Annotated in this window: 13 protein-coding genes; 10 read left to right on the top strand and 3 right to left on the bottom strand. The window is 60.3% G+C overall.

Annotation, left to right across the window (positions count from 1 at the left end; all coding sequences use genetic code 11):
• Positions 1-229 precede the first annotated feature (229 nt).
• The 4 genes from EAY64_RS19700 to EAY64_RS19685 all read left to right on the top strand — a co-directional run bounded on the left by EAY64_RS19700 (position 230) and on the right by EAY64_RS19685 (position 6,814).
• On the top strand, positions 230-754 hold the full coding sequence (locus EAY64_RS19700) for a GNAT family N-acetyltransferase (RefSeq protein WP_199734499.1): 525 nt from the start codon (positions 230-232) through the stop codon (positions 752-754).
• Positions 755-986: 232 nt separating this feature from the next.
• A complete protein-coding gene (locus tag EAY64_RS19695; RefSeq protein ID WP_103526413.1) occupies positions 987-4,181 on the top strand; it encodes an efflux RND transporter permease subunit in 3,195 nt (1,064 codons plus the stop codon).
• 9 nt (positions 4,182-4,190) lie between these two features.
• Positions 4,191-5,363, top strand: coding sequence for an efflux RND transporter periplasmic adaptor subunit (locus EAY64_RS19690; protein ID WP_103526412.1), 1,173 nt, complete (start codon positions 4,191-4,193; stop codon positions 5,361-5,363).
• Between the two features lie 5 nt (positions 5,364-5,368).
• A complete protein-coding gene (locus EAY64_RS19685; RefSeq protein WP_103526410.1) occupies positions 5,369-6,814 on the top strand; it encodes an efflux transporter outer membrane subunit in 1,446 nt (481 codons plus the stop codon).
• 75 nt (positions 6,815-6,889) lie between these two features.
• Here the strand turns inward: EAY64_RS19685 and EAY64_RS19680 are convergent, their stop codons facing one another.
• Together EAY64_RS19680 and EAY64_RS19675 are read right to left on the bottom strand one after the other, a co-directional pair.
• Positions 6,890-7,540 (bottom strand): hypothetical protein, encoded by a 651-nt coding sequence (locus EAY64_RS19680; RefSeq protein WP_103526408.1) that lies wholly within the window; start codon positions 7,538-7,540, stop codon positions 6,890-6,892.
• Between the two features lie 169 nt (positions 7,541-7,709).
• Positions 7,710-12,521, bottom strand: a complete 4,812-nt coding sequence (locus EAY64_RS19675) for an NAD-glutamate dehydrogenase (protein ID WP_103526406.1) — start codon at positions 12,519-12,521, stop codon at positions 7,710-7,712.
• Positions 12,522-13,040: 519 nt separating this feature from the next.
• Here EAY64_RS19675 and EAY64_RS19670 point away from each other — a divergent pair.
• The 6 genes from EAY64_RS19670 to EAY64_RS19645 all read left to right on the top strand — a co-directional run bounded on the left by EAY64_RS19670 (position 13,041) and on the right by EAY64_RS19645 (position 18,115).
• On the top strand, positions 13,041-13,805 hold the full coding sequence (locus EAY64_RS19670; protein WP_103526404.1) for an ABC transporter substrate-binding protein: 765 nt from the start codon (positions 13,041-13,043) through the stop codon (positions 13,803-13,805).
• 97 nt (positions 13,806-13,902) lie between these two features.
• Entirely contained in the window at positions 13,903-14,667 is a 765-nt protein-coding gene (locus EAY64_RS19665; protein ID WP_103526402.1) for an ABC transporter substrate-binding protein, read from the top strand.
• Positions 14,668-14,734: 67 nt separating this feature from the next.
• Positions 14,735-15,424, top strand: a complete 690-nt coding sequence (locus tag EAY64_RS19660; protein ID WP_103526400.1) for an ABC transporter permease — start codon at positions 14,735-14,737, stop codon at positions 15,422-15,424.
• On the top strand, positions 15,421-16,152 hold the full coding sequence (locus EAY64_RS19655) for an ABC transporter permease (protein WP_103526398.1): 732 nt from the start codon (positions 15,421-15,423) through the stop codon (positions 16,150-16,152). Before EAY64_RS19660 ends, EAY64_RS19655 begins: the two co-directional genes overlap by 4 nt.
• Positions 16,153-16,240: 88 nt before the next feature.
• The gene (locus EAY64_RS19650; RefSeq protein WP_103526396.1) at positions 16,241-17,038 is read left to right on the top strand and encodes an ABC transporter ATP-binding protein; all 798 of its coding nucleotides are present in this window, start codon (positions 16,241-16,243) and stop codon (positions 17,036-17,038) included.
• An 87-nt stretch (positions 17,039-17,125) separates the two neighbouring features.
• A complete protein-coding gene (locus EAY64_RS19645) occupies positions 17,126-18,115 on the top strand; it encodes a GlxA family transcriptional regulator (RefSeq protein WP_082693517.1) in 990 nt (329 codons plus the stop codon).
• A 68-nt stretch (positions 18,116-18,183) separates the two neighbouring features.
• Here EAY64_RS19645 and EAY64_RS19640 read toward each other — a convergent pair whose 3' ends face one another.
• Positions 18,184-20,388: an ATP-binding protein gene (locus tag EAY64_RS19640; protein WP_103526395.1), complete on the bottom strand. Its 2,205-nt coding sequence runs from the start codon at positions 20,386-20,388 to the stop codon at positions 18,184-18,186.
• Between the last annotated feature and the right edge of the window lie 189 nt (positions 20,389-20,577).

Below are 20,577 nucleotides of genomic sequence, written 5' to 3'. Positions count from 1 at the left end.
GACTTAAACCACTCATCCACCTCTCCAGATGGCTGCTGCGGTGCTGCAACAGAGAGGGCGATAATACAGGTACTGTGTTCTTTTGGCAAGATCCCAACAAAAAAACTGCTGGCCAGACCGGGTGCCGCCGCCGTCACTGCCATGCTGGCCACCCTACTGCTGGAATTGATCGCAGTGTGCAGCGCATGCAGTAAACTGGCTTACTCTTTGTCTGGATGCAAAGTTCATCATGTTACCCATTCTTACTTCCCGCTTGCGACTGCGCGAATTCACCCTGCAGGATGCACCGCTGGTGCTGGCCCTGCTGACCGACCCGGATTTCATCCGTAATGTGACGGATCGTGGCGTGCATACGCTGGAAGATGCTGGCAACTACATCAGCCGTGGTCCGCTGGCGAGCTATGCGCAGCACGGCATCGGGCTGTGGTGCATGGAGCGGCTGGAGGATGGCCAGCCTGTTGGCATGTGCGGGCTGATCCGGCGCGAGGGGCTGGCCGATGTCGATGTGGGCTATACCCTGCTGCCGGCATGGCGTGGGCTGGGTTATGCCAGCGAAGCTGCGGCGACCTGTGTGCAGTACGGCCTGACACAATTACGGCTGCCACGGGTGGTGGCCTATATCAATGCCGACAATCAGGCATCGGCGCGCGTGTTGCAAAAGGCTGGGCTGCATGGCTGCGGGCCTTTCGATTTCCCTGGCAGCAGCCTGCCCACCCTGTTATTCAGCAGCGATACGGCCATGGCACAGTCATAGCGGCCAGGACTGACGATTTCCTGCAATATTTAGCAACAATTGGCATGATTGTCGGACACTCGGCGGTAACCGGCATGGGCTATCATCGCAAAAGTCGCGGCGGCTTCGGCCACGATAGTCCCAGCCTGGCTGGCATCACGCGACAAGGCCGTGCCTACAGACTTTTTTCCATCTTGATGTGCGCCAACCGGCTCTATTCGCCGGCAGTTTGCATGGAAGGCAACACTACCCGATGTGGATCGTCGAAACTGCATTACGCAGGCCCTACACCTTTATCGTGATGGCGATTGCCATCCTGCTGGCCACCGCATTGGCGCTGTTTCGCACGCCGGTGGATGTATTGCCGGAAATAGACATTCCGGTGATCAGTGTCATCTGGGGCTATAACGGCCTGGCTCCGCAGCAGATGGCGGATCGCATCACCCAGTCGCACGAGCGCATTCTCACCACCACGGTGAACGACATCGAGCATATCGAGTCGCAGTCGCTCAACGGCATTGCGGTGATCAAGATCTTTTTCCAGCCCAATGTGAATATCCAGACGGCGATTGCCCAGGTGGTGTCAGTCTCGCAGGCGGTGGTACGCCAGATGCCACCCGGCACCACGGCACCGCTGGTGATCAAGTACACCGCTTCCAGCGTGCCGGTGATTCAGCTGGGGATGTCGAGCAAGGAATTGTCCGAACAGGATGTGTTCGATGCCGCGGTCAACACCCTGCGTCCGCAGCTGGTGACCATTCCCGGCGTGGCCATCCCCTACCCTTATGGTGGCAAGGTGCGGCTGCTATCGGTCGATCTGGACATGGCGGCCATTACCGCCAAGGGCATGACACCAGCCAGCGTGGTCAATGCCATCAGCAGCCAGAACCTGATCCTGCCATCCGGCACCGCCAAGATTGGCGACACTGAATACAATATCGGCCTGAACGGCTCGCCCACCACCATTGCCGGGCTGAATAACTTGCCGGTGCGCAGCAGCAATGGCGCCATCACCTATCTGGGCGAGGTGGCGCATGTGCGCGACGGCTTCTCGCCGCAAACCAATATCGTGCGCCAGAACGGCCAGCGCGGGCTGCTGCTGTCGGTGTACAAGAACGGCGGTGCCTCCACCCTCAGCGTGGTGGACAATCTGAAAAGCCTGCTGCCCACGGTGACGCCCTTGCTGCCCAAGGGCATTGAGGTAGCGCTGCTGGCCGACCAGTCGGTATTCGTGAAAACCGCGGTGGAGGGGGTGGTGCACGAGGCGCTGATTGCCGCCGTGCTCACCGCCATCATGCTGCTGCTGTTTCTGGGCAACTGGCGCACCACCTCCATCATTGCCGTGTCGATTCCGCTGTCGATTTTTTCTTCCATCATTCTGCTGCATGCCGTTGGCGAAACCATCAATGTGATGACGCTGGGCGGGCTGGCGCTGGCGGTGGGCATTCTGGTGGACGATGCCACCGTCACCATCGAAAACATCGAACGCCACCTGCACATGGGTTCACCGCTGTATACCGCCATTCTGGAAGGTGCGGGGGAAATTGCCATTCCGGCCTTTGTTTCCACCCTGTGCATCTGCATCGTGTTCGTACCCATGTTCTTCCTCGAGGGCGTGGCGCGTTACCTGTTCGTGCCGCTGGCCGAGGCGGTGGTGTTTGCCATGCTGGCCTCCTATGTGCTGTCGCGTACCCTGGTGCCCACGCTGGCTCTGCTGCTGATGGGCCACCAGGGCCGCAGCGGCCGGTTCACCCAGTGGATTCACCATGTGCATACCCGCTTCAACCATCACTTTGAAAAGCTGCGCACGGTGTATGTGCTGCTGCTCAGCCATCTGCTGACCCATCGCCGGCGCTTCATGGCCGCCTTTCTCGGCTTCTGCCTGCTGTCCTGTGGCCTGTACCTGCTACTGGGGCGCGACCTGTTCCCCACCGTGGACACCGGCCAGATCAAGCTGCACATGCGCGCGCCCACCGGCACCCGCATAGAGAACACCGCCGTGCTGGCCGATGGCGTGGACCATGCCCTGCGCGACATCATTCCGCCGGCCGAGCTGGATACCATCATCGACAATATCGGCCTGCCCTACTCCGGCATCAATCTGTCCTACAGCAACTCCGGCACCATCGGCACGCTGGATGCAGACATCCTGATTTCGCTGAAACCCGGCCACCGCCCCAGTGCGGATTACATCGACAAGATTCCGCCGCTGCTGGCCAAACGCTTCCCCGGTGTGGAGTTTTTCTTCCAGCCTGCCGACATCGTCACGCAGATTCTCAACTTCGGCACGCCATCCGCCATCGATGTGCAGATTTACGGCAAGAACATGGCGGAAAACCATGCCTTCGCCGTCAAGCTGGCCGACCACATCAAGGGCGTGAATGGTGCGGTGGATGTGCATGTCCACCAGCGGCTGGATGCGCCCTCGCTGCAGCTGGAAATGAACCGCTCGCGTTTGCAGAACATGGGCATCAGCGCCAGCGATGTGGCACAGAACCTGCTGCTGCCCTTGTCCGGCAGCCAGCAGACCCAGCCCACCTTCTGGCTGAATCCGGCCAATAGCGTGGTGTACAACATGCAGGCGCAAACCCCGCAATACCGCATCAATACCCTGGACGACCTGATGGGCCTGCCGGTGAATGCGGCAGGCAATAACGGCAGCAGCCCGCAGCAACTGGGCAATCTGGTCAAGGTCAGCCCCGGCCGCGAGGCCGCCATTGTCACCCGCTACAACATCCAGCCGGCAGTGGACATCTATGCCAATGTGCGCGGCCGCGATCTGGGCTCGGCCGCCCGCGACATCCAGCAGCTCATCAAGCAGGCGCAAGCCAGCCTGCCCAAGGGCAGCAAGATCAGCATGCGCGGCCAGGTGGAAACCATGCAGTCGTCCTACACCGGCCTGGGCGTTGGCATTCTGGGCGCCATCGTGCTGGTCTATCTGCTGATCGTGGTGAATTTCCAGTCCTGGCTGGACCCCTTCATCATCATCTCCGCCCTGCCGGCGGCACTGGCCGGCATTGCCTGGATGCTGATACTGACCGGCACCAATCTGAGCGTACCGGCGCTGACCGGCGCCATCATGACCATGGGGGTATCCACCGCCAACAGCATTCTGGTGGTGGCCTTTGCCCGCCAGCGTCTGCATGAAGGGCTGCCACCCCTGTCGGCAGCGCTGGAAGCCGGGGCTACCCGCCTGCGTCCGGTACTGATGACGGCGCTGGCCATGATCATCGGCATGATTCCCATGGCCATCGGCATTGGCGATGGCTCGGAGCAGAATGCCCCGCTGGGCCGCGCCGTCATCGGCGGCCTGCTGTTTGCCACCGTGTCCACCTTGGTCTTCGTCCCGGTGGTGTTTGCCAGCTTCCACAGCTGGCTGGCCCAGCGCAAGTCACAACAAGATGCGGCAGACGACAACGACCATCCGCCCCAACCGGCCCAAGCCTAGGACTTCACCATGACAGAACAGCGCCATGCCTCTCAGGGCGTGCCGACGTTTCACCAGAACACCGTCGCATCGCTCAATGGCCGCGACAAGGTAGCGCGCCGCGCCCGTACCGTTACCATCATCATCCTGCTGCTATTGCTGGCCGGCCTCGCCCGCACGCTGCTGGCGCGCCAGGCCGCCGCCGACACCCTGGCACAGGCAGCCAGCCAGAGCGCCATCCAGCAGGTGCGCGTGGTCACGCCGCAGCCCAACCGGCATGATGACAAGCTCACCCTGCCCTCTACCCTGCAAGGGCTGACCGAGGCGCAGATTTATGCCCGTACCAGCGGCTATGTGAAACAGTGGTTCAAGGATATCGGGCAGCCGGTCAGGAAGGGAGATGTGCTGGCCGTGCTGGACATTCCCGACATCAACAAGCAAGTAGATGAAGCGGCAGCCAACCACGAACTGGCGCGCACCGCCTTTGAACGCTGGAGTCGCCTCCGGGCGCAGGATGCGGTATCGCAACAGGAATACGAAGAAAAATCCGCCGCTTACCAGCAAACCGGCGCCGTACTGAAACGCCTGCGCGACCAGCAGGATTTCGGCAAGGTGATTGCCCCGTTTGACGGCATCATCACCAAGCGCAATGTCGACAACGGTAGCCTGATCAATGCCGGCAATGGCGGCAGCGCCCAGGCGCTGTTTGCCATTGCCCAGGTCGACCAGCTCCACCTGTATGCCTATGTGCCGCAGGATAGGGCCAGCCAGATCCGCGTCGGCGACACGGTGGAGGTCAAACCCAGCGATAGCGGCGAGGCTGCCGTCAAAGGGCGGATAGCCCGCACTGCCGGCGCCATCGACCCGGCCACCCGCACGCTGCAGGTGGAAATCGTGCTGCCCAATGCCGGGCACAAACTGCTGCCCGGCCTGTATGTGGAAGCGCGCTTCAATCTGCCGGGCAAACCCAGCCTGACCTTGCCGGCCAACACCCTGCTGTTCGGCCCGGCCGGCAGCCAGGTGGCCACCGTGGATGCCAAGGGCAAGGTCAAGCTGCAAAAAGTGGTGCTGGGCACCGATTACGGCAAGGAAGTGGAAATCAAATCCGGCCTCACCGGCCAGGAGCACGTCATCATCAACCCTGCCGATGCCATCAGCGACGGTCAGCCGGTCAATATCGTGACCAGCGGCAAGGGCGGGTAAGCAGCATGCGTGCATCAGCCCCCCTGACTTCCTGCCTGCTGGCCAGCCTGAGCCTGCTGCTGGCAGCGTGCTCTGCCATCGGCCCGGACTACCAGCGCCCGGCCCTGCCCGACCTGCCCGCGCAGTGGAAGGATCAGGGTAGCTGGCAGGCGGCCCGCCCGGCCGACCAATTGCCCAAGCAGTCCTGGTGGCAGCTGTTTGGCGACGAAACGCTCAACCAGCTGGAACAAGACTGCATCGCCCACAATGCCACGCTGGCGCAGGCACTGGCCCGGCTGCAGCAAGCACAGGCGCTGGCCGGTTCCCATGCTGCCGCCACCCTGCCCAGCGTGGGCGCGGGCATGAGCGCCAGCCGCAGCCGCATCTCCGCCGACCGCCCGCTGTCCAACTACAACTCGCCCAATAGCAGCACCATCCAGAACGATTACAAGCCCACCCTGAGTGTCAGCTATGAATTCGACTGGCTGGGCCGGGTTCGCCGCGATGTGGAAAGCGCCAATGCCAGTGCGGAACAAAGCCGGGCTGACAGCGAAAACGTGCGTCTGCTGCTGACTGCACAACTGGCCAGTGCCTATTTCCAGCTACGCCAGCTGGATGAGGAAAGCCACCTGCTGCAGGCCTCGATTGGTCTGCAGGAAAAAGTGCTGCACCTGACCCAGGTGCGTCACCAGGAAGGTCTGGACAATGCCAGCGCCCTGGCCACCCAGCAAGCCGCCTTACAAGCAGCCCAGGCACAGCTCAGCCTGCTGGGCAATCAGCGCCAGCAACAGCAAGACCTGCTGGCCACTCTGAGCGGCAAGCCGGCTCCCGCCCTCAGCCTGTCACCGGGCAGCCTGCCCACCCAGCTGCCCGCCATTGCCGGCGGGCTGCCGGCGCAATTGCTGGAGCGGCGGCCAGACATTGCCGCCGCCGAACGCGCCATGGCTGCTGCCAATGCCCAGATCGGCGTGGCCAAAGCCGCCTGGTTTCCCCAACTCACCCTGTCGCCAAGCTATATCGGCTATGAATCTGCCCAATTGGCCAAGCTGATTTCCGCCCCCGCCCTGGTCTGGGCACTGGGCCTGCAGGCCAGCCAGACGCTGTTTGACAATGGCAAGACCCGCGCTGGCGTCAATTATGCGGAAGCGGGCTACCAGGCCGCTGCCGCCAGTTATCGCCAGACCGTGTTGCAAGCCATGCAGGAAAGCCAGGACGCCCTGTCCACGCTACACGGCCTGAGCGAGGCCGGGACTCGGCAACAACAGGCGGTAGACAGCCAGCGCAAGGCATATGAGCTCTCGCTGCTGCGTTATCGCGAAGGGCTGGACAATGCCCTGACCCTGGCCATCAACCAGCAAAACCTGCTGGCAGCGCAGCGCCTGCAATCGCAGCTGCGCGGCAGCCAGTTTGTCTGGAGCGTCAACCTGTTGAAGGCATTGGGCGGTGGCTGGCAGGCGTCGGCAACAAACTGAACCCGCCAACCGCAACGGCACAAAAAACCCCGCAAACGGTTTGCGGGGTTTTTCTTTTACGGCGCCAAAGCTGGCTCAGCCCGTCACGCGCAAGTCCTGCAAGCCGTCCGCCGCCGGTATATCGACATAACGGATCAGGCCCGGCAAACCGTCTGGCAGCGCCTGCTCGGCCGGCGCGCCTTCCAGCAAGGCCAATACCGGCTGCAATACCACCTGGCGCAGCAGGCCTTCGTCTGCACTCAGCGCATCCAGCCGCAGGCTGTAGGTCCACTCGTCGCCAAACGGCGATTCGTCGTCCTCCCAGCGCAGCAGGCGGCCGGCCTGATTCAGCCACGGCTGCCAGCCGGTGGCTGGGAAACCGACGTAGGCGTCGTAATCGAAGCTGAATTCACAGGTCCAGTGCGCAATATGCAATACCGCACCCAGAGGCTGTGCGGTGCTCTCCAGCAAGGGGACACCATCACCCGCCAGGCTGATCTGGAAATCGAGGAAGGCCACAATGGTGTCCTTGCGCTTTTTCTTTTGCAGCAGCGGCAGGCTGCAGCACAGCGCCAGGCGCGATTCGCCGCGCTTTTGCTGCTCGGTCAGCGGCTTGCCCACGGTGCACAGCCCGCTGGCCGGCAAGGCCTGCTGCAGTAATTCAATCAGCGCCTGCTCCAGCTGCTTGGCCTTGCGCCAGGCTTGTTCCGCATCGCGGGCGGAGGCATCGGCCTGTGTGTTCTGCATCTTGTCATTCCAGTCTGTTCGGCATGATGGATGCCGGAGTCAAGTGCGGATGATAGCCGGAATTGCCTGCTGCCGTCCGCCGCTTCGCGCAAATCCCCCGGCATTTTCTGCTGATCACCATAAAAAAACCGGCCCCTGGGGGCCGGTTTGTTCACATTGCCTTGGCTGATCAGGCCAGCAGGTGGTTGTTGAGCTCGCGCATGCCGGCCGACAGCATGGCCAGATCCAGCACGCTGAAGGACTGCAGCTCGGCAAACATCTGGTAGCACAGTTCCAGCTCGCTGCGGCGCTTGGCCAGCCAGGCATCGGCAAAGGCCTTGTCACCGCTGGCTTCGCTGAGCGCCAGCTTGGCCAGCTTGCGATGCAGACGATACAGGTCGTCGCGCAGCGCGGAGCGGGCCAGCGACTGCCAGCGGTTGTCACGCGGCAGACCGGTGATGGCGTCACGCAGCCAGTCCAGTTGCAGATTGCGTCCCAGCTGGAAGTAGTTTTGCGCTACTTCGTCCAGCGACAGCTCGCCGCCTTCGCTGATTTCGATGATGTCCATCAGCGGTACGGCAAACTCCAGACGCGCCAGCACGCTGGCCAGTTCCTGCGGCATGTTCGGCAGGCTCAGGCGGGCTTCCAGTTCGGCCACGGCCGGGTACTGTTTGGCATCCACCAGCGCCGGCAGACGCGCCAGCAGCGCCTGCACCTTGCCGGCGTACTGTTCGATCACGGCATTCACCGAGGTGAACGGACGCTTGTTGCGCAGCACCCAGCGGGTAACACGCTCGATCAGGGTACGCACCAGCACCATCAATTCCATTTGCTGGTCGGCCGGCACCAGGTTGTCCAGCGCCTCGATACGACCCCACAGGGTGTCGGCATCGAACACACGGCTGGCAATCCACCAGGCACGGGCGATGTCGGCAGCAGAGAACGGCGACTCTTCCTGCAGACGGAACACGAAGGTGGTGCCCATGCGGTTGATGATCTGGTTGGCCAGTTGGTTGGCGATGATTTCGCGACGCAGCTGATGCTGCTGCATCTGCGCACCAAAGCGCTGTTGCAGCGGCTGCGGGAAGTAGTTCACCAGCACCGGCAGGAAGTCGGCGTCATCCGGCACATCGGTCGCCAGAATGGCCTGGTCCAGCGAAATCTTGCTGTAGGCCAGCAATACCGCGATTTCCGGTACGGTCAGGCCCTGACGCGCCAGACGGCGTTCGTTGATCTGGGTTTCCGACGGCAGGTATTCGATTTCGCGGTTGAGCTCGCCGGTCTTTTCCATGTGCGAAATCATGCGCGCATGGGTGGACAGCATGGAAGCCGCTTCCAGACGCTTGATCGCCAGGATCTGGGTTTGCAGCACGTTGTTGCGCAGCACCAGATGGCCCACTTCGTCGGTCATTTCAGCCAGCAGCTCATTACGCTGTTTCAGCGTCATGTCGCCAGCTTGCATCACCGCACCCAGCAGGATCTTGATGTTGACTTCGTGGTCGGAGCAATCCACACCAGCGGAGTTGTCGATGGCGTCGGTGGCGATGCGACCGCCAGCCAGCGCGAATTCGACACGGCCCAGCTGGGTGCAAGTCAGGTTGCCACCTTCGGCCACCACACGCGCTTGCAGCTGGTTGCCATTGACACGTACCGGGTCGCAGGCGCGGTCGCGGGCGTCGGCATGGCTCTGGGTAGAGGCCTTGATGTAAGTACCGATACCGCCGTTGTACAAGAGGTCGATCTTGGCCTTGAGGATTTCATGGATCAGCTCGTTCGGCGCCATGCTGTCCTTGTCGGTTTCCAGCCAGGCTTTGACTTCAGCCGACAGCGGAATGGACTTGGCCGAGCGCTCGAAAATGCCACCGCCCTTGGAAATCAACTCGCGGTTGTAATCGGCCCAGCTGGAACGCGGCAGATTGAACAGGCGTGCGCGTTCGGCAAAGCTGGTCTTGGCGTCCGGGGTCGGGTCCAGGAAGATGTGCAGGTGGTTGAACGCGGCCTTCAGGCAGATGTGTTCGGACAGCAGCATGCCGTTGCCGAATACGTCGCCAGCCATGTCGCCAATGCCGATCACGCTGAAATCCTGCTCCTGGGTGTTGATGCCCAGATGACGGAAGTGACGCTTGACCGATTCCCAGGCACCACGGGCGGTAATGCCCATGCCCTTGTGGTCGTAACCGGCGGAACCGCCGGAGGCAAAGGCATCGCCCAGCCAGAAGCCGTAGGATTCGGAAATGCCGTTGGCGATGTCGGAGAAAGTCGCCGTGCCCTTGTCGGCAGCCACCACCAGGTAGGGATCATCCGGGTCCAGACGACGTACGTCCTTGGGCGGAATGATCTGACCGGTTACCAGGTTGTCGGTGACATCCAGCAGTGCGGAGATGAAGATCTTGTAGCAGGCGATACCTTCGGCCAGGAAGGCTTCACGGTCGCTCGGTGCCGGCAGTTGCTTGCCGACAAAGCCGCCCTTGGAGCCCATCGGCACGATGACGGAGTTCTTCACCATCTGCGCCTTCACCAGACCCAGCACTTCGGTACGGAAGTCTTCCATGCGGTCCGACCAGCGCAGGCCGCCACGCGCTACCTTGGAGCCGCGCAGATGCACGCCTTCCACACGCGGGCTGTACACCCAGATTTCGAACATCGGGCGCGGCTGCGGCAGGAAGGGAATCTGCTTGGACTCCAGCTTGAAGGAGATGTAGGACTTGAATTCGCCCGCTGCATCCTTCTGCCAGAAGTTGGTGCGACGGGTCGCCAGAATCACCGCCAGGAAGCCGTTCAGGATACGGTCTTCGTCCAGGTTGGCCACATTGTCCAGCTGCTCTTTCACTTCGGCCAGCAGCACTTCGGCGCGCGCATCATCAGCATGGGCCGGGTCCAGACGCGCCACAAACAGCGCCACCAGACGACGGGTGATTTCCGGATAGTTGGCGACGCACTGTTCCAGATAGCTCTGGCTGAAGGTGAGGCCGCCCTGACGCAGATACTTGGCCAGTGCGCGCACCAGCGAGATTTCACGCCAGTCGAGGCCAGCAATCAGCGCCAGACGGTTGAAACCGTCGTTTTCGCAGCGCTTGGCAAAGACCTGGGCCAGCAGTTCCTGGAAGTCTTTCTGCACAGCGTCTACCGACATCTGCTCGAAGAAGGCACCCACGTCCAGGCCGAAATCGCTGATCCACACCGAGGAGCCGTCTTCACGCTCGACCCGGTAGGGATGCTCGTCGCTCACCTTGACACCCATGTTTTCCAGGATGGGCAGGCTGGCGGACAGGCTCATCGGCTCGCCTTCGCGGAACAGCTTCAGGTTGAATGCCTGGTTGCCACGATGGAAAGGACGGTACAGCTTCATCGCCAGCGGGTGACCGGCCGACACCGATTCCAGCAGTTGCACGTCCAGCACGGCATTGCGTACGGCGAACTCTTCGCGATAGGACAGCGGGAAGGCGGTGCGATAGCGCTTGAACAGCAGGTTACCGGCTTCTTCACCGTGTACTTCCACCAGTTGCTGGTGCATTTCTTCCACCCAGCCGCGTACCAGACGGGCGATTTCCGCCTCGATGTCGGATTCACGGAAGGCCGGCAGCTTGGAAGCATTGGTACGGATGATGTAATGCACACGCGCCAGCGAGCTGTCGCTGATCTGCACGCTGAATTCGGCCGAGTTGCCATTGAAGGCAGCCATCAGCACTTTTTCGATTTTCAGGCGCACTTCGGTGTTGAAGCTGTCACGCGGCACGTAGACCAGGCTGCTGACATAACGATGGTAGCGGTCCTTGCGCACGAACAGGCGCACGCGCGGGCGCTCTTGCAGGCTGACGATGCCTTCGGCGATCGGGCCCAGCACATCGGCCGGGATTTCAAACAGCTCGTCGCGCGGATAGCTTTCCAGCACGAAACCCAGGGTCTTGGCCTTGTAGCTGTCGTCCACGTAGTCGCAGTTGGCTACCACGCTGGCCACTTTCTGGCGTACCAGCGGAATGTCTTTCGGCGAAGCCTGATAGGCGCTGGCGGTGTACAGGCCGAGGAAGCGGCGCTCGCCGATCACTTCACCCTTGTCGTTGAAGCGCTTGATGCCGACAAAGTCGACATAGGCCGGACGGTGGATGATGGAGCGGGTTTGCGATTTGTTCAGGATGATCAGCTGCGGCAGGTGCGCCAGTTCGCGCAATTCTTGCGGCAGGGTTTCAAAGCTGGCGGAGTATTCCTTGTCACCCTGGTCGCGCAGGATGCCCAGGCCGGAGTCCTTGACGATCTTCAGGCTGTCCTTGCCATCGCGCTTGACCAGATCGTAGTCGCAGTAGCCCATGAACAGGAAGTGATTGCCGGCCATCCAGCCGAGAAAATCCACGGCTTCCTTGGCTTCGGCAGCACGCTCGCCCTTGACCTTGGCCAGGTCCTTGCCGATTTCGCCCAGCACGGCGCGCATTTTCGGCTCGTCGCTCACCAGCAGACGGATGTCGGCAATGATGCGATTCAGTTCGGCTTCCAGCTTTTGCAGGGTGGCGGCATCGCTGACACGGTCGATCTGCACATGGATGAAGGATTCCAGCGGCAGGCTGCGGTCCTGCGTGCGGCGGATTTCCTGCAAATTGCCGCTCTTGTCACGGCCAACCGACAGCACCGGATGCACCAGCAGGTGCAGATTGATGTTGTAGCGCGACAGCAGCATGGAGATGGAGTCGATCAGGAAAGGCATGTCGTCGTTGACGACTTCAATCACCGAATGGGTGCTCTGCCAGCCATCACGCTCGAAATCGGGAGTATAGATGCGTACCTTGTGCTGACCGGGGCTGCGCTTGCGGGCGAACTCGAAATGGGCCAGCGCGGCACCGAACAGGTCCAGCGAGGAAAACTGGCGCAGGTCGGCATGCTCGGTTTCTTCGAAGTAGATCGGGAAGAAACCGGCGAGTTGTTGTGTCTCCTTGGATGAAAGCTTGCTCTGTGCAACGGCCTGGATATCAGCAATCAGGCTCGCCAGTTCGGTCTTGTTGGTAAGCGACATGGGGCTTCTCTTGTTGTATGCACGGTTTGTGTCGGGGCATTGTAGTAACCCCGCTACCATCGGGATTTCCTTAATGCGACACCGACTTACAGAAAGATGGGATGCAGTGCAGCATGAAAAACCCGCCGCATGGGCAGGGCTGGTTTTTCTCCCACTATTTGCCTTATAGCAATGCGACAGCCAATTACAAAATGGCTAGCACAGCCTACATTGTATACAATCCGGCAATCAATAGTTAAGTGCATGATTTTGATGACATTTCACTTTGAATACAAATAGGGGTAAAATGCGCCCCTTCGCAATTTTGGGCTATCCGCCGCAAATGCGACTGATTGTTGGGCAGGACGATTCCTGCCACCATTGCCTGGCGTCTTCACAGGAGGCGTATGCAGGCATAACAACAACAGGTTCCGGCCGTGCTGTCCCAGGACAGCCATCCCATCCACGCCGGGTTTACAAAGTAAGACCATGAGAAAGATCGCAGGATCTTTCTTTGCCATGCGAGAAGCAGAGACACATATGAAGAAGGTCATTTTTGCTGCTGCAGTTGCAGTCAGCCTGTCCGGTTTTGCCGCCCACGCCGAAACCGTCCGCTTTGGTGTAGACCTGAACTACCCCCCGTTCTCCAAGCAAGGTGCTGATGGCAAGCCGGAAGGTTTTGACATCGACATGGCCAAGGCACTGTGCAGCGCCATGAAAGTCACCTGCCAGATCGTGCCGCAGGACTGGGACGGCCTGATTCCCGCACTGAATGCCAACAAGTTCGACGCTATTCTGTCTTCGATGCAGATCACCGAAGAGCGCAAGAAAGCCGTCGACTTCAGCAACAAGTACTACAACATCGCCAGCCGCATCGTGGCCAAGAGCAACACCCAGGTGTCGCAAACTTCCTTCAAGGGCAAGAAGATCGGCGTGCTGCGTGCCTCCACCCAGGAAAAGTTTGCCCGCGACTTCTGGGGCAAGAACGGTGCCACCATCGTGGCCTACACCAAGTCGCCTGAATCCTTCCTCGATCTGAAAGCCGGCCGCGTGGACGCCGTCTTTGTTGATGGCGCAGTGGGCGAACAGGAATTTCTCAAGACCGACGGCGGCAAGGGTTACGCCTTTGTCGGCCCCAACTATGCCGACGTGAAATACTTCGGCCTGGGTGCGGGCATCGCCGTGAAAAAGGGCAACCAGGCGCTGACCAGCCGCCTGAACAAGGCCATCGAGCAGATCCGCAAGGATGGCAGCTATAAGAAAGTACAGGACAAGTACTTCCGCTTTGACGTCTACGGCGGCTAACACGGCAAGCCCTGCCTGTGAAGCCATCCCCTGCCGGCGGCACGCTCGCCGGCAGGTATCGCCATACATAACAACGACAAGACACCCCGGAGAAACCATGTTCAAGTCCCTCATGGTGCTGGGCGCGTGCGCGCTCGGCATGACTGCGGCCGCCCACGGCGAAACCCTGCGCTTTGCCACCGATGCCAGTTACCCACCGTTCTCCCAGCAAGGCCCTGATGGCAAGATGAAGGGCTTCGACCCCGACATCGCCCAGGCGCTGTGCACTGCCATGAAAGTGACTTGCGAAGTGGTGCCGCAAGACTTCGACGGCATCATCCCTGCCCTGCAGGCCCGCAAGTTCGATGCCATCATCGCCTCGATGAACATTACCGAAGAGCGCAAGAAGGTCGTCAGCTTCTCCAACAAGTACTACAACATGCCCAGCCGACTGGTCGCCAAACAAGGCAGCCAGATCAACGATGCCTGGTTCAAGGGCAAGAAGATTGGCGTGCTGCGCTCGTCCATCCAGGAAAAATACGCCCGCGACAACTGGGTGAAGCTGGGGGCGAAACTGGTGTCCTATGCCAAGGCCCCGGAATCCTTCCTCGACCTGAAGGCCGGCCGCGTGGATGCCAGCTTTGTCGATGCCGCCGTGGGTGAGTCCGACTTCATCAAGACACCGTCCGGCAAGGGCTATGCATTCGCCGGCCCGGAATACAACGAGGTGAAATACTTCGGTGAAGGCGCGGCTGTTGCCGTACGCAAGACCGACCAGGCCCTGCTGGCCCGCATCAACAAGGCATTGCAGCAGATTCGCGCCGACGGCAGCTACGACAAGATCCAGAAGAAATACTTCAGCTTCGACATCTACGGCAAATAAACCGTTGCGGTAGTGACGGCAGCCTGCTGCTGTCACCGTCCCCTCCCGGGAAACACAGGGGTAGTACATGTTTTTACACGGATATCTTCCCAGCATCCTCGACGGAGCGGTGCTGACGCTGAAGCTGGCGGCGGCTGCGCTGGCGGTTTCGGTGGTACTGGGCCTGATTGGTGCCATGTTCAAGATGGCCCCGTCCAAAGCCTTGCGCACACTGGCCGAGCTCTATTCCACCGTGGTACGCGGCGTGCCCGACCTGGTATGGATGTTTTTGCTGTTCTTCGGCGTGCAGATGCTGCTGAACGATGCCGCCACCGCCATGGGCTGGGCGGCACCGGACATCGACCCCTTTATCGCCGGGGTGCTGACGCTGGGCTTCATTTTCGGTGCCTACATGACCGAGACCTTCCGCGGCGCCATCATGGCCGTACCCAAGGGACAAATGGAAGCGGGTGCCGCCTATGGCATGGGGCCGCTGCGCATCTTCCTGCGCATCACCTTTCCGCAAATGGTGCGCTTCGCCCTGCCCAGCTTTACCAACAACTGGCTGGTACTGGTGAAATCCACCGCGCTGGTATCGGTGATCGGCCTGAATGACGTGATGTACCGCGCCGATGCCGCCAAGTCCAATACCCAGGAGCCGTTCACCGTCTACATGCTGGTGGCGCTGATCTTCCTGGTGATCACCAGCGTGTCCAACATCCTGCTGGGCATGCTGGAGCGCCGCTACTCCACTGGTCTGAAGGAGAACGGCCTGTGATCGACTTTCACCTGATTCTGGACAAGCTGCCGGCCTTTCTGGGCGGAGCCGATGGCCAGCCGCTGCTCAGCACCAGCGATGGCATCGTGATGACGCTGCAACTGCTGGGAGCATCCCTGCTGCTGGGCATGCTGCTGGCCATTCCGCTGGCACTGGGCCGGGTATCCAAAAACCGTCTGCTCTCCGGCAGCGTCTGGCTGTATACCTATGTGTTCCGTGGCACGCCGCTGCTGGTGCAGCTGTTCATCATCTATTACGGCCTGTCGCAGTTTGATGCGGTACGGGACAGCTGGATGTGGCAGTACCTGCAAGATGCCTGGTTCTGCGCCATTCTGGCCTTCACCCTGAACACCGCTGCCTATACCACGGAAATCATCGCCGGCCAGATCCGCACCACCCACTGGGGCGAAATCGAAGCTGCACGCGCCATGGGCATGAGCAAATGGCTGATGATGCGCCGTATCGTGATTCCGTCTGCCCTGCGTCGCGCCCTGCCGGCCTACAGCAACGAAGTGATCATGATGATGCAAAGCACGGCGGTAGCCGGCCTGGTGACACTGGCCGACATCACCGGCGTAGCCCGGCGCATTTACAGCGACACCTATATGGCTTTCGAGCCCTTCCTGGTGGCCGGCGCCATCTATCTGGCACTGACTTTTCTGTTTGTCTGGCTCTTCAAGCAGGCAGAGCAACGCTGGCTGGCCTATCTGGCCCCGCGCAAGCATTGACAGCGTGGGCGGCAATGTTGCCGCCCTCTTTCAGCAATAGCCGCCATCCCACTGCGGCAGATGAAACCTTAAGACAAGGGTTGCAAGCATGAAACATACCGACGCGGCACCAGCCACCAACATCAAACTGCGCGTTGCCGACCTGCACAAAAGCTATGGCAGCCACGAAGTGCTCAAGGGGGTATCGCTGACCGCCCATGCTGGCGATGTGATCAGCATCATCGGCTCCTCCGGCTCGGGCAAGAGTACCTTCCTGCGCTGCATCAACATGCTGGAACACCCCAACAGCGGGCAGATCCAGCTGGGCGGCGAAGAGCTGCAACTGGTGGCCGACAAGAAAACCGGCGCGCTGCGTGCCGCCAGCCACAAGCAGCTGGAACGCATCCGCACCAAACTGGCCATGGTATTCCAGCACTTCAATCTGTGGGCACACATGACCGTGCTGGAAAACATCATCGAAGCCCCCATCCATGTACTGGGCCTGTCGCGTGACGAAGCGATCGCCCGTGCCCGCAAATACCTGGACAAGGTGGGCCTGAAAGATGTGGAAGGCAAATACCCTTCGCACATGTCCGGCGGCCAGCAGCAGCGCGTGGCCATTGCCCGCGCCCTGGCCATGGAACCAGAGGTGATGCTGTTTGACGAACCGACTTCGGCACTGGATCCGGAACTGGTAGGCGAAGTACTGCGGGTGATGCAGGATCTGGCACGTGAGGGCCGCACCATGGTGGTGGTCACCCACGAAATGGGCTTTGCCCGCGAGGTGTCCAACCACGTGATTTTCCTGCACAAAGGCAAAATCGAAGAGCAAGGCAACCCCAAGGAAGTGCTGGTCAATCCGCAAAGTGAGCGGCTTGCACAATTCCTCTCCGGCAGCCTTAAATAAATCGTACAATGCCTTTCAGATAGCAGCGTCATGCCAAGCACGGCATGACCTGCTTTTTTGGTATAGTGCTCACTTTTTTTGGAAAACATGGGTCATCCAATGCACGCTGCCAAACCGTTACGCTACGGTTTTCTCCTGCTTCCGCACGCTTCCATGGCCGATTTCGCCATTGCCAGCGAAGTGCTGACCCGGGCCAATCAGCTGGCCGAAAAAAAGCTGTATGAATTCCTGCCCTTGTCTCTCAACGGCCTGCCCGTCGCCATGTCCAACGGCCTGAAACTGCCGGTGGATCTGCCGCTGGCCTATGCACCCAAGCTGGACGGCCTGTTCGTCCTGGCCGACGACATCACCATTGAAGTCAATCTGGACGAATTCCTCAAAAGCATCAGCGGTCTGCATACCGACAAGCTGCCCATCGCCGGCATTGGCTGCGGCAGCTACTGGATGGCGCGCGCCGGCCTGCTCAATGGCTTTCGCGCCACCATACACTGGCAGGAAATCAGCCGTTTTACCGAGGAATTCCACGAGGTCATCGTCTCGTCCAATCTGTACGAGATCGACCGCAGCCGCATGAGCTGCGCCGGTGGCGCGGCCACACTGGACTTCATGCTGTCGCTGGTGGGCAGCCTGCATGGTCATGAATTCACCGCCCGCCTGTCGGAAATGTTCAGCATCGAACGGGTACGCCCGGGCAACGAACGCCAGCGCATTCCGCTAGCCACCCGCATCGGCGGCAGCCAGCCCAAGCTGACCGAGGCCGTCAGCCTGATGGAAGCCAATATCGAAGAACCGCTGACCACCGATGACATTGCCTACTATGTCGGCGTGTCGCGTCGTCAGCTGGAACGGCTGTTCAAGCAATACCTCAGCACGGTGCCATCCAAATATTATCTGGAACTGCGCCTGAGCCGGGCGCGCCAGTTGCTGCAGCAGACCAGCAAGTCCATCGTGCAGATCGGTCTGGCTTGCGGTTTTTCCAGTGGCCCGCATTTCTCCAGCACCTACCGCAATCATTTCGGCATCACCCCACGTGAAGAACGTGCCCAGCGCACCCAGGTGGTGGTAGAGCCGCGCTGACACCCCTTCACAATGCAAACAACAAGAGCCGCATTCGCGGCTCTTCGTCTATCCGTATCACTTGCCATCTAACTGGCAGACGGCTCTTGTACCGGTGTCGTCACAGTCTGTGACAGCGGTAGCTCGATACGGAAGCAGGCACCACTGGCCGGAATGTTTTCAGCGCAGATCAGTCCGCCATATTGCTCGACAATGGTCTGGCAAATCGACAAGCCCAGCCCCATGCCGTTCTGCTTGGTCGAGAAGAAGGGATGGAACAGCACTTCCAGCGACTCCGGCGAAATGCCACGGCCGGTATCGCGCACCTCCAGAATGGCTTTTTTACCCTCGCGCCGGGTATGAATGATGATGTGGCGCTTCATCACCGGCTCATCGCGCAGGGCGTCCATGGCATTGGACAGCAAGTTCAGCACCACCTGCTCCATCTGGATGCTGTCGGCCATCACAGCCATCGGGTAGACCGACAACAACTGCACCATCTCGATGCCACGTTCTTTCAGGTCGTACTCGGCAAGGAACATGCAGTTGCCCACCACCTGGTTGAGGTCTATCAGCCGGATTTCCATCGCCCGCTTGCTCACCAGCGCACGCAAGCGCTTGATGATTTCCCCGGCACGATCAGCCTGTGCCACCGCCAGCCTGAGCGCCGACTCCACCTGCGGGCGGCTGTCTTCACCAAACTCCAGCAGCTGCAGCGAGGCCTGACAGTAATTGGAAATGGCGGTAAGCGGTTGATTCACCTCATGCGCAATACCGGAGGCCATTTCCCCCATGGTATGGAGGCGCGCCACATGCGACAGTTTTTCCAGATGTTCCTTCACTCGCAGCTCGCTGGCCTCAAGTGCCTCGGCGGCGCGCTGCCGCACCGGTCCCATATCGCGCAGTGCGCACACCACGCCGGTCAGGCTGCCATTACGCGAGAACAGGGGTGCAATCGCTCCCTCCACCAGTCGCACATGCCCTTTGGCGGTTGCCAGCTGCATGCGTTCAGGCAACTCCACGGTGTGGGCGGCACGATAGCATTCGCTGACCGGGTCTTCAGCCAACTCGGCAGACAGCTCGCCAATCAAGCGGAATACATTCAGGAAAGGCTGGCCAATCACCTCCTCCCGGCTCATGCCCAACAGGGTCAGCGCCATCGGATTAGCCATCTCGATCTTTTGTTGCGGATCCAGTGTGATCACGCCATCGTGCACTGCATTCAGGGTGACCGCGGCGCGTTCGCTCTGCAAAAAGATCGCCTCATCCGCCTGGCTTTGCGCCCTCTTCATCGCCTGCCGCTGGCTGTAGATCAGCCATAGCGAAATCACCAGCGACAAGATCAGCCCCTCCCGCAACAGCAAACCACCCAGCTTGAAGTCACTCAGCAGAACATCCTTGCCAACCCGCAGCACAAACGGCTGCGACTCACTCACCAGTGGCAGGCTTAGCTCAAGCCGTGACAAGGCCGGAAACCAGTGCCCGGCATCGGCATGCTTGCCACGGGCATTGAAAATGCTACTACTGCTGTCCGCAGACAGAATCGACAAATCCAGCTCGGCCGGCACCCCTTCCGCCGGCGAGATGCTCAGCAACTTTTCACAATACACCACCAGCGCCACCACACCGACCAGTTGGCCACGGCCGGCAAGCCCTGCGGTGCCATTTTGACCCAGGAATACCGGCTGCATCAGCAGATACACCCGCCCACCCTCATACAGATCAAACGGTGCCGATGCCAGCTTGTGGCCGCTCTCTATCGCCTTGTGCATCTCCGCAGCAAAGCGCGGTTCATGTAACACGTCAAAGCCATAGACCGAACTGGCCGCCGGAATGTCCGGCTCTATCATGGTCACTACCAGATGCTGGTCGCGCACGGGCGCAGGCACCCAGCTGCGACGCCCGACAATATCGAAGTCACGGATAAAAAAGGTAGCTCCGAAGCGCTGCTGCATTTCGTCCAGAAATGCTTGCCGGTTATCACGGGTCACATTCTGGAAGAACTCCACGGTATACAACTGGGGATAATGCGAAAGAATCTGGTGTGAAAATGCCTTGAGCACTGGCATGTCGAACTTCTGCCGCGTCATCAGCAGCGCATCCAGAGCGGCAAGTACCGATTCATTCTGATCCAGCTTGCGCGCAATCACTCCATGCGCCAGCCTGGCGCTGCGATCAAAATCTTCCTGTATGCGCTGATATTCGGACATGGCCCACTGAATCCCGACCATGAGCGCCACACCCAGCCACAACAGAACAAACAGGTGTAATCGTTTACGCAGGAATTCGGCCAAGGTAGTCTTTCCGGGCTAGCAAAAGGAAATCGCCGCCAACACAGCGGCCAAGATAGCAAAGATTGCGTATTGTAACGTCACCAAGCCATCCCTTACAGCGTAGTACTGCTTAGCCTTCGCCCTGCCAGACGCAACAAAGCCGCCCCAGGGCGGCTTACGGAGGCATCGCGCCCAGCAGGCCAATGCAAA

The sequence above is a fragment of the Aquitalea palustris genome, assembly GCF_003693445.1.
In the GTDB taxonomy this organism is placed as follows: domain Bacteria; phylum Pseudomonadota; class Gammaproteobacteria; order Burkholderiales; family Chromobacteriaceae; genus Aquitalea; species Aquitalea palustris.
Note: the sequence above shows the minus strand (reverse complement) of the source record. Positions and strands in the feature narration are given on the sequence as shown.